This window comes from Tardiphaga sp., assembly GCF_028290495.1.
Taxonomy (GTDB): domain Bacteria; phylum Pseudomonadota; class Alphaproteobacteria; order Rhizobiales; family Xanthobacteraceae; genus Tardiphaga.
In genome coordinates this window covers 14,334-28,200 of sequence record NZ_JAQGJT010000017.1, presented here as the reverse complement: position 1 = coordinate 28,200, position 13,867 = coordinate 14,334, and the positions used below count along the sequence as shown (strand labels likewise).

Below are 13,867 nucleotides of genomic sequence, written 5' to 3'. Positions count from 1 at the left end.
GTGCGGGCAGCGCTGGCCTTTTTCGTTTCACGTTCATTGTATTTCACTGAGCCGAAATCGGGTCGCATTTATTTATAAAAGATGTGAGTGCGCCAGCTCACTCACCGCTATAACTGTTCGAATTTGCCTTATCGCAGTATTCCACCGGGCTTCATCTGTGTCCGAATTTCAGAAATGATCATCGTCTGCATATGATGCGCGGCAGATCTCGCAATCGCCGCGCCTACCGCGGCGTGATCTTCCGGCGATGCGCCAGCCTGCCCAGCAACGGTGACGTTGAAGGTTGGCGCGATTGTCGTCTGACTTCCCACCATAGGCGCTGCGCCCGCCTGCGGGCCTGCTACAAGGCCGCCATCGGCAAACTTGGGGATACGGCCGCCGTTGATCGCCTCCAGCAGCGCGCGGTTCTGAGAGGTCGCGTTGGCGTTGACCACAAACTCACCGTGACTCAGTCGCGCCGGGATCGAATCTGAAGTCCCAGTGCCGGGGCCGCTGATCAGTCCGCCGCTCGCCTTCAGCACCGGTCCGATGAAGTCGGAAGCACCAGGCAACGGAACCGCGCCGCCAGTGGAGAAGCCGAAGGCACCGCCAAGCGAGCGCATGATCGGCCCGACGACCAGCATTTTGATCAGGGCCTCTTCCAATGATCGCAAGATTGCCTTGCTCATATCTGCGAAGCCGGCGCTGACGCTTTTGGTGCCGTCGAGGATGTTGGTCAAGCCGGTCGTCATGGTGGATGACATGGTGCTGGCAATGCCCTTGAGCGCCTCGTTGCTGCGCATTGCTGCCGCCTCGACGCTGCCGAGCGCCGTCGCCACGTCGGGATAGATGCCCTTCAGTTGACTGGCGATCGATGCGTCTTCCGGCGAAAGCAACGCGGTCTGGCTCCCGAACTTAATGCTGCTCGCGATATGCGCCTTCTCGATCGCCGACGCGGCCTTGCCGTATGCATCGGAGACCTCATTGATGCGGTCCCGCTGTGCGCTGGTGATGACATTCTCGCCAAGCCCAGCCGCCGCGTTGGCCTGCTTCGCGACCGTTTCCAACTGTGCGGTGACCTTGGACTTCTCCCGCGCCGCTGTGCCGAGATCAATCGCTGCCGCCTCAGCACCCAACGCCGCAGTGCGCTTCTCGATGGCGTTCGCAGCGGTGTCGAGCTTATCAACCTCAGTCGTTCCGGTAGGCTTCAACGTCGGCGCGGCGCCGGTGCCGCGCGACGGCTTCGGCAGATCGGGAAGATTGTTCGGCTGGCGCTCAGCGCTGTCGATCTCGCCCTGCAAACGATCGCGGCGCTGCCGCAACCGTTCCTGCGGCGAGATCATGCCGAGCGCACTGGTGACGGATTCTGGAACCTGCGGAACGCCCCAAATGCCGGTATTGTTCTTGATTGCGGTGTTGACCGCAGCAAGCTCGTCTTTCTTTCGCGCGGTTTCGCTGGTGATGCCGAGCCGATTTGTGACCTCGACGGCCTTGCCGATCAGATCGACAATATCCGTCCAATAGCCCTTGATGCTCAAGATGGTGCCGGCGAGGTCTTCGAAGGTCGGCTTCAGCGAGCGGGTCAGCCGCCCTTCGGCAAGCTGAAGCTGCTCATCGACGGCCTTGGCGCGGATCACTAGATCGTTCGAGAAAATGGAGTCGGACGCGGCGGCAGCGGCGTTCATGCTCGACAACATGCTTTCCGCCGACGTTTTGCCCTGCCGGATGCGATCGACAAATTGCGCGCCGAACATTTTCTCACCGAGATCGAGCGATGCCGCATGTTGGCCGATCTTATCCAGCTGGATCATTGCCGCGAGAACGGCGAGGATCTTCTTCTCTTGCGTATCTGCGTCGCGGAAGAGCACCAAGCCTTCCAGCTTCGTTCCGGCAGTCTGCGCGAGCGTAGTATTGTAGACCCGCAGCGCCTTCTCGACGCTGTTTACCTCTTCCTTGCCTGTCTCCCATTTCGCCACGTCGATTGGCGATTTTTCCTTGGTCGCGCCGAACGCGTGCGACAGCGCCGCTTCCAGCTCGCCAGCTTCGACCTTCAGCTTTTGAGATTCCGTCATGAAAGACTGGAAAAACGCCGGTGAGACGCCAAGGTTCTGCGACTTGTCCGCGATGCTGACCATTTCCTTGAGCTGGTCGCGCGTTGCGCCGATGGCGTCGCTCATGAGCTTGAACGAACCGACCACGAGCGCAATTCGGCCGACCATGCCGAGCGCCATGGTTGACGCGGATGCGAGCAAGCCGGCCTTGAGGTCGTCGTTCATATCGAGGAAGCGCTTCGCCATCTGTCGGGCGACTGTGCCGACATGGTTGCTCGCATCGTTCATCTTGTTCTTGAACGCATCGATGTCAGGCGAGCCGAGACCTATATCGAGCGAAGGACGCTTTGCCATTATGCAGCGTCCTCAAGGTTCGATGCATCCGTGAACAGAGTTGCCAGAACTGAGAACGCGGTGGCACTGTTCTCCAGCACGGGCCGCGAGCGAACAAATTGATCGACCAGCGCTTCAGCCTCGTTGGTCGATAGCCCAGAGCCGACCAGACCCAGGAATATGACGCGTTCCACGTCAGCGGTGCTGAAGATACCTTGCTCGAACCGTTTGAAGCAGGCTGCCGGCGTTGTTCCATAGTCTCCGGGAAGCCCACGGATGCTGAGCGCAGCGCGCACCCAAGAATGATTGAGGGTGAAGGCGTGTTCGCCGCCAGCCCAAATAAGCTTAGGCGTATTCATGTTGTCAGTCATCAAGTGCTTTCTGTATAGCTTCTGAGATTGCGGTATCAATGTCGGGTTTCATCGCCCTATAAGTCGAAAAGAAAAAGGGTCGCGCAGCTTGCCGGCTGTTCCCGAATTCGAAGCCCAGCGCGTAATCGTAAGGTTCGCCGCTGCCGGTCCGAACCTCAGTCTCGGTCAGATCGCCACCCGCGACGACGTGCACGTCTAGGGGATCTTCGCCGGTTTCGACGCGACAGCTTCCTTCGAGGTTGCCGGTTTCGGCCGGCGCGCTCTGTTGACCCTGTAAAGCGGCACGCTGAGCATCCGACAGATGCTTCGCCTGCTGCTGAAGCACGTCGGCAACATCATTCAGCACCTTGTCCGGGAGATTTTCGAGATAGGTCTGAAGTTCGTCTGCGGTCATGGAAGCACCATGTCTTCCGCCGTGACGCTCGGATCATTGAGGAACGACAGGCTGCTGTTGCCAGCGGCGGCGCGACTGACCGCCATCCAAGTAGCAGATGCTCCATCTACGCGATCGGTCGACTTGCCTTTGTGGATAGTTCGATTTTCGTTCGAGTCTTTATGGATGACGACGTTCGAGAAATTCCAGCGCAGCACCTTGTGGCCGCCGTGCTGGAAACGGCGCGCGATGATGGCGCGTTCAAGCTCGCTCAGCGCCGGTGACTGCGTCTTCCACCCTTGCTGCAGAATGACAACAGGCAAGCCGCGTTCGGTCAGGATGGCGATGATCGCCTGCGCATAGGTGACATCAATGCCGATCTCGCGAACCTCATAGCGTTCGCACAACGCAATGATGGCGTCGGCAACTTGTAAATAATCTACGACATTGCCCGGCGTCGGCGTGATCAGTTTTTCTTTACCCCACTCGACATAGTTGACGCCATCGCGCTCAGAGCGAGCGAGGATATTGTCTTCCGGGCAAAAGAACTGCGGCAGGACAACGAAGCCGTCCTCTTTCCTGAAACAGGCGACGACGGCCGTCAGATCGGTCGTTTTCGAAACGTCAACGCCAATCCAGCAAGGCTGGCCGCGCAACGCTTCAAGGTCGATGGGCGCGCTACCTTCGTCATAAATCGCCATATCAACAAACGGGCTTGTGCTGTTTTCCAGCCAAATATTGAGCTTCAACTGGCGAAGGCTGTCCCGTTCGCTGGGGCTGTTCTTCGCGCGGCGAACGTGACGCCGGAAACCCTCAATGCTGGGGTAACCGTGCGAGCTGCCGGGGTTCACGCTACGCCAGACATCTTCGTCCGCGTAATCGCAATTAGGATCCGCTTCGAACAGCACCGGCAAGATGGAAGGGTCATCGATTTCGCCGCGCGCCACCTTGCGGGCGTTCTCGACAATCTCCCATGCAATGTTCTCCTGACCGCGACCGGCAGTCGTGGCAACGATCAAAAGCGGGTCATCCAGCTTATCGAGGCCGGTAGTCAGAGCTTCCCATAGATATTTGTTCGGCCAAACGTGCAACTCATCAGCCAGGACGAACGCGGGCGTGCGACCGTGCTGACCACCAGCCTCCGAAGCAATAACTTCAAGCGTCGCACCGCGCGGATACACGATTTTCTTGGCTGAGTTATGGGCATCATAGACCTTGAGCTTCGACAGAACTTTGGGTTCCGCCTGCACAATGCCAAGCGCTTCCTTGAACCCGATGCCGGCTTGCTGCCTATCGCTTGCCGCGAAGATGGCTTCGCCGTTCACCACTTTCTCAGGTCCGATGGTATGGAGAAGTGCGAGCGCAGCGGCGAACGAAGTCTTGCGATTGCCGCGAGGCAACAGCATGACGACAGTGCTGACGATGCGGGAGCCATCGCCTTTACGCGGGCCATAGATGCGCCGAACAATGCGTTCCTGCCACGGATCGAGCTGGAACGCCTTTTTCGGCAGGCGGCTTTTGGGGTGTTTGAGACGGCGGAAGAACTCGACAGCACGCTCGCCAAAGCCCAGCGGATCATCGATGGCCGAACCATCATAGAGCCAATGGGGATAGGTCGTCGCCATCATCGCCTCCGTCATCACGGATCGATGGGCGGGACCGTGAAACCGGGGTCAAACCGAGCTCAGCGGCAAGCTGGCGAATCTGGTTCCGGGCATTCATCTGGATGGAGATTGCAGGATGCTTCCGCAGGCCGGCCTTGGTCTCGATGACCATGCCCTCCCGGTTCACTATCCGGGTCGATTCCGCGAGCTGACCAACAGCGTCGGCATACGCCGCGAGCGTGCCAAGATCAGCGTCGGTCAGGTGCCGGCGTTCAACCAGAATCGCGGCCACCTTCTTCCACTCGGTTTTGCCAAGCCGGGACAGCCAAGCCGGAGCCGCAGGCGTCTGGTAAATGGTTCCCGCAACAACGATTGCAGGCTTCACGCCCCTCATGCGCCCGCCCGTTCGACGCGGATATCGAGGCCACGCGCGCGGCCTAGCTCGCGCATGTCCTTAATGTTGTAGGCGTCGCCGTAGTAAATCACCCGATCGGCAAGGGTCAGGTCGTCCACATACCGGATACGGAACACGATTGAGGTCTCGGAAGTCGCGCCGCGACCGCGGATGAATTCTTCAGTTGAAGCCGTGACGACACCGGCGCGCACGGTCACCAACGACGCCCATGTCTCGACAGGCGCACGGTTCGCGTCCATTGACGTGGTGCATCGTTCCAGCGTGATGGTCTCGGTCAGGTCGCCGGCCCTCACGATGCCCGTTCCTGCACAATGGCGCGGACGGTGACGACGCCGTGAGAGTATTCGCCCTGGCTGTCACGCATGAAGTGAGAGTTCGTCACCCGCAGATCATGGGTCACGTAACCAGCGAGTGACCACGGGCGGTCCTTCAGGGCATCACGGCAAGCGCCAGCGATCTCCTTCGAGGTAGCGAGGCCGGCTTCTTTCACCCACACGTGCAACGTGGCGTATGCGGTGCCGTGGTAGTCGTCATAGACCGACTGCCCTTCACCGATGATGATGCAGCGCTCCAACTCAGGGCGGCCGCTACGATCGAAGATGCCTGCAGCCGGAACAAGCGCAGTCACGGCAGGGGACGCCGCGAGACGTGCGCCAACAGCAGCTTGAAGGGCTAAAGAGGGCTCAATCGCCATCAAAATGCCCATTCCCGGTATGGATTGAGTAGGTCCAAGAGGCCTAGCGGCAGCAACTGCGCGGTGACGCCGACCATCGTGGCCTCGCGGTTCTCATACAAATGAGCCGCAAGCTGACGCGTCGCCTCGTCAAACGGGGCTGGAGTATCCGGCGCATCGACCGGAACGCCTGTGTATTTCGCAATCCACTGACTGGCCGCGTCGATCTTGTCCTGCAACAGGTCGTCGTCGTCATCCGTGGTGATATTCAGGTGCGCCTTCAAGTTGGCGAGCGAGATCGTCATTTCAGAAAAATTCCAATTAGGTCAGATCTTGCGCGACGGAGAGTGACCGGTCAGAAGGCTTTTCGGCTAAGTCGTCGACCACCCCCCGGTGCATTGACCGTTCCATGATCATTGCGAAGTCACGGCTGAACTGACGGAGCATTCGAGTCAGTTCACGCTGCTGAGCGAGGTCGGCACGCATCATGTTCTTGACGATCGTACCCGCCGACAAAGATGCCGATGGCGCAGTTGTACGGCGGGTGGCGCGTGAGCGAACCGGAACTGTCAGAGCACGCTCAACCGTCCAGCCTGAACGAAAGCGGTTCTGCAGTGTATGGACGTCCATACCCTGCCTCCGGGCCCAGCCGGACATAGTGTCAGCGTGACCTTTGAATTTGATTATACGGTGATGAGTCATTGAGATTCCAGATTGTTGAGACTACGGCGTTCGAGCGATTGCTTGCGGCTGTTGTGACAAGGCGAGGCGGCGAGCGGAGCCCAGTTCTTGCGATTCCAGAAAAGCTTCATGTCACCTTTGTGCGGGATGATATGGTCCACCGTGTCAGCACGTCGGCCGCAACCACACGCGCAATGGGCATTCTCAGGTCGTGCGAGGTAGGCTTTGCTTTCGCGCTGCCATTTGCCGTCATAGCCGCGTGCGCTTGCCGATGGCCGGCGCTTATCGGCTTCCGCCTTGGCGCGCTGGCGACAGATGCACACGGCGTTGCCGGCGATGCGGCTGCCACAGCTACAGATGCGAGGTGCTTTGATTGGCATCAGCCGCGCACCTCAGCCATCGTGGTTTTGGTCAGATTGCCGAGCGCATTGAGTTCGGCACGGATAGCGCCACTAACTTCACCCTTGGTCGCGTCGAGCGTGTTTTCGTCGCCTTCTTTCTTGCCGCCGAAGATCGAAGCGAGCATTTCGGTGCGGCCTTGATAGGCTTCTAGGATTTCCGCCGGGGTCGCTTCCCACGCCGCAGCAGGAGGCCAACCTAACCAGCCCGTAGCCAGCCTGTAGAGTTTGGTGTGATATTCCTTGAATGAGATCGGTGAGCCCTTGCTGGCCTCTACAGCGGCCTCAGCATCGCCCGTCAGGCTGACGATGAAATCGCACATTGGCCCGACTAAAAGATCGAGGCTGACGACCAGAGGTGTGTCGCCGGCATTGTCGAGATAGTCGGTCAATGCTGAGCGCTGGCCGGTTCCTTCTCGAATGACATCGCCGTAAGCCGCAAGATGGCCGGTATAGATGGCTCGGATTAACTTCTCAAAGCCATCGTATTTCTGCTCTAGGCGAAAAGCAGCCCGCAGCGTCGGACGCAGGTAGAGGGTTTCCCGACCTACTTTAATTTCAACGTCGTTCGATGCGAGCTGCATGTTCGTTAAGCCGCGACCTTGAGCTTCACGAAGCGGTCAGGATGGGTCAGGCCAGCGCCAACCCGCTTGCGCGCATGAATACGAACCTGGCCCTTGGTCGCGAGCGAATAGGGATCCCGCAGAATGGACAGGCCGATGCGGTCCACAATGCGGTAGCCCTGCATGTCACCGAACAGCAGCGGATATTTTCCGGCGCCGATGTCGTCCATGTCGATCATCTCAGCGATCGGACGACCCAGCAGGGTCAGCGGTGCGCCCATGCTGATCGGATCGATGATCAGATACCGACCAGTGCTGTCCTTCCACTTGCGGATTTCCGCCAGCGTGTTGCGGTTCATCATCCAGACGCCGTTCTGCGCATGGACGTTCGGCAGCTTGTGGAACATGCCGATAATCACGTCAGCGGGGTTCGACGTGGGGAACGCCGTAGCCGAGCCGGTGGTGATTTCCAAGATGCCGGTAGCCGTCATGATGCCCTTGGGCTGGCCCGTTCCGGTACCCTTCACGAAAGCCATGCCTTCCTTGATGCCGAAGCTTTCGGCAAAGTCAGCAGAAAGCTCGCCTTCGAGGTTGTAGGCGTTATCTTCCAGAAGCTGGGTCGAGACATCCGTGAAGGTTGCCAGTTCGAACGGCGCGATGGTGAGCTGTTCGAAGGACGGTTCGCTCGCGGTGCGATCTTCCGTTTCGCCAACCCACGATGCAGACGTGCTGCCCGTGCGCCGGGGATAGGTGATCTCCGATGCGCCGATGGTGATGACGCGGGCATACTGGCGAATGGGCGAATACTGGCGAAGCAGCTTGATCAGCTCAGCGCCGAACTGCTGGGGCGCAAGGTAGCCGCCGGCTGCATCAGTCGCGACCGTGAGCGACTTAACTTCATCGGCGCCCATGCGCTCGATGCCGCGGCGGGCGAACGAGACGAACGCCTTGGTTTCGAGCAGGCTGTTATTCTCGTTGTCGCCGGTCACGCCCGGACGGTTCGCCTTGGCTTCGACGCCATCGATGCGACTGACCAGTTTCGCGAACGCAGCGGGATCGAAAGCCTTGGTTTCCATAGCCGACAGACGGCCGTCGAGTTCGGTCTTGAAGCCGGCGAGCGCTGCAGTCACGGCGGCTACCGGGTCCGCGTCGTCGTCTTTAAATTCCATAGCGAGAGCGAGGTTATTCACTTGAGGTAGTCCTTTCGAAGCGCTGCCGTGGCGCGATTAATGATGTCGGCGATAACGGCGGCTGCCGTGATGTCGGATTTGGCGCTCAGGATGCGAGCGCGGGGATGGCTGGGTTCGTGGACTAGAGAGATCTCGGCGAGATCGAGTGCGGTGATAATCCTGTTGCGGCCCTGCTTGGTGGCCGACTTCGTCCGGAAGCCGATCGACAAGCCGCTGACGAGTCCGCTGCGCAGCATGGCTCGCACGGAACGGGCGCGCGCGTGATCCAGATGGAGCTGGCCCTTTACAACCAGCCCTGCGTCAGTTTCCGCCGCCTCGGTCCAAGTGCCGACGAGATCAGCAGGATTATGCTGATACAGAATAGGCAAGTCCGCCAAGATGACGCCGAACGCACCCATGGTAATGAGATCACCAACCTTATCGGGTGATCCGAAAGGCCATGCGATGCCGGCAATCTGGCCGTCGTCGGTGACGCTCAGTGAAGCCTTGAGTTCAAGTTTATCCACGCGCGGCCTCATGCTTAGGTTTGCCGAGCCAACGCGCTTCAAGAATGGCGGTGGCGAGCGGCTGAATTTCGATGATTGGCCGGTTGATCGCGTAAGTCGCAATCATTTCGTCAGCCCGTTTTGGCGCAACGCCAGAGCCCACGAGCGACAGGCGAATGGTCTCTAAAAGATCGGTATGCGTGAAGGCGTTGGCGAAGACGCGAGTGCAAAGCTGTCCGAAGCCGGCGCCGGTCCTGCGCTCCAGTTCTAAAAGCAATTCCGGCGTGAACTTGAAGGTGTATTCGGCATCACCGAAGTATGCGGTGTGTGACGTATCGGTCATGCCGCTGCATCCTGATATGCGCCGATGTCTTCTACGTCGGCGTCAAAGGAGATGCAGGTGGAGCCGGTGATGACTTCGCCGTAGATCAGCGCGAGCGGAGCGCCTTGCTGCGCGATGTTGCTGGGGCCGTTGATGGCGAAGGATTCCGACGCGGCAGCGGCTTCCGTAGCGCCGGCCGGAGCGGCGAGCAGCGACGAAACACCGGACAATGCGATGCCCAGGCCGATAACGGCGATGTTGCCGTAGCTCATGCCGATCGCGGTCGGGGCGCCCAACATCGAAAGCGGCGCGGCGAGTGTGCCGCCCGACATGAAGATAGCGCCGCCGATAAGGGCGGTGCCGATGATGGTCTTGGCGATACCCTTGCCGTTGGCCGCGCCAGCGGCGGCCGGGATCAGGTGCAGATCAGCACGACCAAGGTTGAAGTCGTTCACTCGGTCTAAATCCAGCACCATGCCGGTGGCCTTGGCGCCGCGTACAAGCTTGTAGTTGCCGGTGCGCAGCGCTGCGACGAATTCGCCGGGGAACGCGCAGTTAAGCGCGCGTAGCGCTTCAGCAGCGGTCGATACTTCAAAGTTGAAGGACGGGCCGAACTGCTTCCGGAGCTTGCCGTAGAGGTGAATGGTGTTCACGACACCACCGCCGTCGAGGTGTGCGGATTTTCGAATTTATCGCCACCGACGTAAGGCGGCTTGTTGAGAATTTCCCTTGCTTCGTTTGGACAGATAATCCGCGCGGCAATTCCTTTCGACAGACCTTCCATTCGAGCCGAGTAGTTTGCGCGAACGAAACCATCAGTCAGAAATTCTGCAAAGTAGGTGTCGCGTTCTTCGCGGTCGAAAAGCTTCAAGCGGACTTCGCCCTCAAATGCGGTGATCCACTTCATCAGCGTCCCGTCGAGGAACTGCTGGTTCATTTCCTCAGAGTTGCCCCAAGTAGCGCGGCCCAACTCATAGAGAATGTGCGGCGGAACGCGGAAGTGTCGGGAAATCTGCTCGATGTAGAAGCGGAAGATTTCGAGGAACTGAGCATCGACCGAAGACAGCGTAACTTGCTGCCAGTCGACTTCGGACGGAAGGACGGCAGTGCCGCCAGACTTGCCGTTACCGAAGGCCGCGAGCCATGCGGCGCGAATCTTGGCGAGCATGTCGGCGGACGGCGGAACGGTGCCGGTGCCCTTGACGGACAAGATGGAGCTGGGGCGTGCCGAGTTGGCGAAAAGCTGGTTGGCGTGTCGTTCGAGGACCAGCAGTAAGCCGATGGCTTCGCGGGCGTCGTGTGCCAAGCCCATGCCGGAAAGCGACGGCGACGGAAGGTGAAGGATGTTCTGGCGATCGATTGGCCGAGCTTTGCCGTTCTCTTGGACGCTGTAGACCGGGCCGTCCTGCGACATGCCGACAGTGACAGGCGTCACTTCCGGGTTGATGCGGATCAGTTCGAAGGGCTTGCCACCGTCAACACGGATGATCTCAGCGAAGCCGCCGTGACGGTAGAGCAGCGCGTCCCGGACCAGTTCTTCGCGGAACTTGGTCGCCGGGGTCCATTCGTTGCTCTCGTCGTGGAGCAGCCGATAGACGGGATGATCAGGCGCGCGCTCTTTGGAGCCATCAGCGCCGCGCTGGTAGACGTGAACCGGGAGCTGGCCGAGCGCTTGGGAGATCGCATTGACCGCGCAGGCGACTGGCGCGCAGGTCATGGCGGTCAGCGGCGTGACGCGGATGCCGGACGCAGAGGGCAGGGCGCCGAATAGCTCGAACAACGCCGTATCGGGCGAAGCGAGGCTGGCCTTGGTTTCAAGACCTACAAATTTCTGGAATCGTGACGCGAGGGATCGCCGGGTCGCGGACATATATAAGGTGTCTTTTCATCAGCATGGAAATGATCGGATGCTGACGCGACACGCTTCGGTCCGTCGGAATGACACCTAATGGCTAGACGCCGACTGACCCGCTGGGAATTCCAGAACTAGGTCGAAACATGGTGTGACAATAAAGTAACGAGGAATTGCGGCGGGATTGAGTCGCAACCCGCTTGTGGCACACGCCAAACTGTTACGAGTATGGCCGTTTTTTGGGAGGGTAAAATCGACTAAGTAATTGATATTGTTCAATTATGTTGAAACTGGTCGGGGCACAAGGATTCGAACCTTGGACCTGCAGTACCCAAAACTGCCGCGCTACCAGGCTGCGCTATACCCCGACGATGCGGTGTCGATACACGCTTAAGTCCGAACCAGCAAGCCGCATCCGTGGCGTACGACCGACTACCAGCATTTCTCCAATGCCGTAGTGCACCGCACGATCATGTGGGCGCGGTGGCTATCCGACGGGCTCAACGAGAGCGTGCTGCGGGGCCGCTGCCAGGTCGTCGTCGCTTCGAAGGCTGTGGATCGGAATGCATTCATTCGACCGATCCGCGGGGCGGCGAGGGGCTGTCGCAAATGTGTCATGCGCGCGCTATAAGGGTTCCATTGAAAGGCCGGTGCGGCAATTGCCTACCGGTCTCATGCATTTTTACCGGGGACATTCCATGAAGTTGCGCGCTTTTTTCTTCGCCGTTTCGGCCGTGCTCCTTGCAGCGGTGTCGCCGCCCGCCCGGGCTGCCGACGTGATCTGCTACAATTGTCCGCCGGAATGGGCCGATTGGGCGTCGATGATCAAGGCGGTCAAGGCCGACCTCAACATCGACATGCCGCATGACAACAAGAATTCCGGTCAGGCGCTGGCGCAGATTCTCGCGGAGAAAGCCAACCCGGTCGGTGACATTGGCTATTTCGGCGTGACCTTCGGCATGAAGGCGAAGGCGCAGGACGCGCTGGAGCCCTACAAGCCCGCGGGCTGGGATCAGGTCGATGCCGGCCTGAAGGATCCCGAGGGCTACTGGACGACTATCCACTCCGGCACGCTGGGCTTCTTCGTCAACAAGGATGCGCTGGCTGGCGCACCGGTGCCGAAGTGCTGGGCTGATCTGCTCAAGCCTGCTTACAAGGGCATGGTCGGCTATCTCGACCCGTCCTCAGCGGCGGTCGGTTATGTCGGCGCGGTTGCGGTCAACCTGGCGCTCGGCGGTTCCGCCGAAAACTTCGAGCCCGCCCTGAAGTTCTTCAAGGACCTCAAGAAGAACGATCCGATCGTGCCGAAGCAGACGTCGTATGCCCGCGTGGTGTCCGGCGAGATGCCGATCCTGTTCGACTACGACTTCAACGCCTACCGCGCCAAGTATTCCGAGAAGGGCAATTTCGAGTTCGTGATTCCCTGCGAAGGCTCGGTCGTGTTTCCCTATGTTGTCGGCCTCGTGAAAAACGCGCCGGACAAGGATAAAGCCAAGAAGGTCATGGACTATCTTCTGTCCGACAAGGGCCAGGCGATCTGGACCAACGCCTACCTGCGCCCCGCCCGCAAGATCGATCTGCCGGAAGCCGTGAAGGCCAAGTTCCTGCCCGACAGCGACTACGCCCGCGCCAAGAGCGTGGACTGGGGCAAGATGGAGCTGGCGCAGAAGGGCTTCACCGACCGCTACCTCGCGGAAGTCCGTTGAACCGTGAAATCATTTGATACTGTAAGGTGCCCCTTGAGTGGGGCACCGTTTTATCATGTCGCATAAATCCTTCGTCTGGCTCTGCCTGTTGCCGCTCGTCGTGGTAACGGCCACCTTCTTCCTGCTGCCGATGGCGCAACTGGTCGTGGTCGGCGCCACCGGTCCGCGCGGCCCCGGTGCCTATCTCGCCATTCTCGTCGAGCCGCGCTACCGCGCCACGCTGATCAATACCGTGGTGCTGGCGGCGGCGACGACGCTGGTCACACTTGTCGTCGCCACCATCGCCGGGCTGTTCCTGCAGCGCCATCGCTTTCCCGGCCGCGCCGTGCTGATCGCGATGCTGACGTTTCCGCTGGCGTTTCCCGGCGTGGTGGTCGGCTTCCTGATCATTCTGCTCGCCGGCCGTCAGGGATTGATCGGTGCGATCTCCAATGCGGTTCTCGGCGAGAAGATCGTATTCGCCTATTCGATCTTCGGGCTTTTCCTGGGCTATCTGTATTTCTCGATCCCGCGCGTCATCCTCACCATCATGGCGGCGGTGCAGAAGCTCGATGTCGGGCTCGAGGAAGCTGCGCGCTCGCTTGGCGCCAGCCCGTGGGCGGTGCAGCGCGACGTGGTGCTGCCGGCGCTGGGCCCGGCTTTCGTCGCGTCGGGCGCGATCGCGTTTGCGACCGCGATGGGCGCGTTCGGCACGGCGTTCACCCTGGCGACCAACATCGATGTGCTGCCGATGCTGATCTATACCGAGTTCACGCTGGCCGCGAATTTCTCGATCTCGGCGGCGCTGTCGATCGGGCTCGGCGTGATCGCCTGGGCGATTCTGGCTCTGGCGCGCTCGTTCAGCGGCGGCGCCGTTGCGGCGGCGGGGTAG

Annotated in this window: 18 protein-coding genes and 1 tRNA gene; 2 read left to right on the top strand and 17 right to left on the bottom strand. The window is 60.0% G+C overall.

All coding sequences use genetic code 11. The features are described from left to right. Positions 1 to 128 precede the first annotated feature (128 nt). The 17 genes from JWQ24_RS02045 to JWQ24_RS01965 all read right to left on the bottom strand — a co-directional run bounded on the left by JWQ24_RS02045 (position 129) and on the right by JWQ24_RS01965 (position 11,658). Positions 129 to 2,384, bottom strand: coding sequence for a hypothetical protein (locus tag JWQ24_RS02045; RefSeq protein ID WP_299803731.1), 2,256 nt, complete (start codon positions 2,382 to 2,384; stop codon positions 129 to 131). Continuing rightward, positions 2,384 to 2,734, bottom strand: coding sequence for a gene transfer agent family protein (locus tag JWQ24_RS02040; protein WP_299803730.1), 351 nt, complete (start codon positions 2,732 to 2,734; stop codon positions 2,384 to 2,386). Before JWQ24_RS02040 ends, JWQ24_RS02045 begins: the two co-directional genes overlap by 1 nt. Further along, a complete protein-coding gene (locus JWQ24_RS02035; protein ID WP_299803727.1) occupies positions 2,727 to 3,128 on the bottom strand; it encodes a hypothetical protein in 402 nt (133 codons plus the stop codon). Before JWQ24_RS02035 ends, JWQ24_RS02040 begins: the two co-directional genes overlap by 8 nt. Then, entirely contained in the window at positions 3,125 to 4,732 is a 1,608-nt protein-coding gene (locus JWQ24_RS02030) for a terminase TerL endonuclease subunit (RefSeq protein WP_366521404.1), read from the bottom strand. The genes JWQ24_RS02035 and JWQ24_RS02030 overlap by 4 nt, the downstream gene beginning before the upstream one ends. Further along, entirely contained in the window at positions 4,701 to 5,105 is a 405-nt protein-coding gene (locus JWQ24_RS02025) for a phage terminase small subunit P27 family (protein WP_299803723.1), read from the bottom strand. Before JWQ24_RS02025 ends, JWQ24_RS02030 begins: the two co-directional genes overlap by 32 nt. Then, positions 5,102 to 5,419 carry a phage head closure protein gene (locus tag JWQ24_RS02020; protein WP_299803720.1) on the bottom strand — a complete coding sequence of 106 codons (318 nt, stop codon included), beginning with the start codon at positions 5,417 to 5,419 and terminating at the stop codon, positions 5,102 to 5,104. The genes JWQ24_RS02025 and JWQ24_RS02020 overlap by 4 nt, the downstream gene beginning before the upstream one ends. Continuing rightward, the gene (locus JWQ24_RS02015) at positions 5,416 to 5,820 is read right to left on the bottom strand and encodes a DUF3168 domain-containing protein (protein WP_299803717.1); all 405 of its coding nucleotides are present in this window, start codon (positions 5,818 to 5,820) and stop codon (positions 5,416 to 5,418) included. Before JWQ24_RS02015 ends, JWQ24_RS02020 begins: the two co-directional genes overlap by 4 nt. Next, positions 5,820 to 6,104 carry a head-tail connector protein gene (locus JWQ24_RS02010; RefSeq protein ID WP_299803714.1) on the bottom strand — a complete coding sequence of 95 codons (285 nt, stop codon included), beginning with the start codon at positions 6,102 to 6,104 and terminating at the stop codon, positions 5,820 to 5,822. Before JWQ24_RS02010 ends, JWQ24_RS02015 begins: the two co-directional genes overlap by 1 nt. A 16-nt stretch (positions 6,105 to 6,120) precedes the next feature. After that, positions 6,121 to 6,429 (bottom strand): hypothetical protein, encoded by a 309-nt coding sequence (locus JWQ24_RS02005; protein ID WP_299803711.1) that lies wholly within the window; start codon positions 6,427 to 6,429, stop codon positions 6,121 to 6,123. A gap of 68 nt (positions 6,430 to 6,497) precedes the next feature. Further along, positions 6,498 to 6,860 (bottom strand): HNH endonuclease, encoded by a 363-nt coding sequence (locus tag JWQ24_RS02000; RefSeq protein ID WP_299803708.1) that lies wholly within the window; start codon positions 6,858 to 6,860, stop codon positions 6,498 to 6,500. Then, a complete protein-coding gene (locus JWQ24_RS01995; protein ID WP_299803706.1) occupies positions 6,860 to 7,462 on the bottom strand; it encodes a hypothetical protein in 603 nt (200 codons plus the stop codon). Before JWQ24_RS01995 ends, JWQ24_RS02000 begins: the two co-directional genes overlap by 1 nt. A gap of 5 nt (positions 7,463 to 7,467) precedes the next feature. Next, on the bottom strand, positions 7,468 to 8,631 hold the full coding sequence (locus tag JWQ24_RS01990) for a phage major capsid protein (protein ID WP_299803701.1): 1,164 nt from the start codon (positions 8,629 to 8,631) through the stop codon (positions 7,468 to 7,470). After that, on the bottom strand, positions 8,628 to 9,137 hold the full coding sequence (locus JWQ24_RS01985) for an HK97 family phage prohead protease (RefSeq protein WP_299803699.1): 510 nt from the start codon (positions 9,135 to 9,137) through the stop codon (positions 8,628 to 8,630). Before JWQ24_RS01985 ends, JWQ24_RS01990 begins: the two co-directional genes overlap by 4 nt. Next, complete coding sequence (locus tag JWQ24_RS01980; protein WP_299803696.1) at positions 9,130 to 9,459, bottom strand: gene transfer agent family protein; 330 nt, start codon at positions 9,457 to 9,459, stop codon at positions 9,130 to 9,132. The genes JWQ24_RS01985 and JWQ24_RS01980 overlap by 8 nt, the downstream gene beginning before the upstream one ends. Further along, entirely contained in the window at positions 9,456 to 10,091 is a 636-nt protein-coding gene (locus JWQ24_RS01975; protein ID WP_299803695.1) for a hypothetical protein, read from the bottom strand. Before JWQ24_RS01975 ends, JWQ24_RS01980 begins: the two co-directional genes overlap by 4 nt. Beyond that, the gene (locus JWQ24_RS01970; RefSeq protein WP_299803692.1) at positions 10,088 to 11,308 is read right to left on the bottom strand and encodes a phage portal protein; all 1,221 of its coding nucleotides are present in this window, start codon (positions 11,306 to 11,308) and stop codon (positions 10,088 to 10,090) included. The genes JWQ24_RS01975 and JWQ24_RS01970 overlap by 4 nt, the downstream gene beginning before the upstream one ends. A gap of 273 nt (positions 11,309 to 11,581) precedes the next feature. Next, positions 11,582 to 11,658: transfer RNA gene (locus JWQ24_RS01965), tRNA-Pro, on the bottom strand. A gap of 330 nt (positions 11,659 to 11,988) precedes the next feature. On the opposite strand from JWQ24_RS01965, the gene JWQ24_RS01960 reads away from it, so the two are divergent. Next, positions 11,989 to 12,996 (top strand): ABC transporter substrate-binding protein, encoded by a 1,008-nt coding sequence (locus JWQ24_RS01960; protein ID WP_299803690.1) that lies wholly within the window; start codon positions 11,989 to 11,991, stop codon positions 12,994 to 12,996. 55 nt (positions 12,997 to 13,051) lie between these two features. Then, on the top strand, positions 13,052 to 13,867 hold the full coding sequence (locus JWQ24_RS01955; RefSeq protein WP_299803688.1) for an ABC transporter permease: 816 nt from the start codon (positions 13,052 to 13,054) through the stop codon (positions 13,865 to 13,867).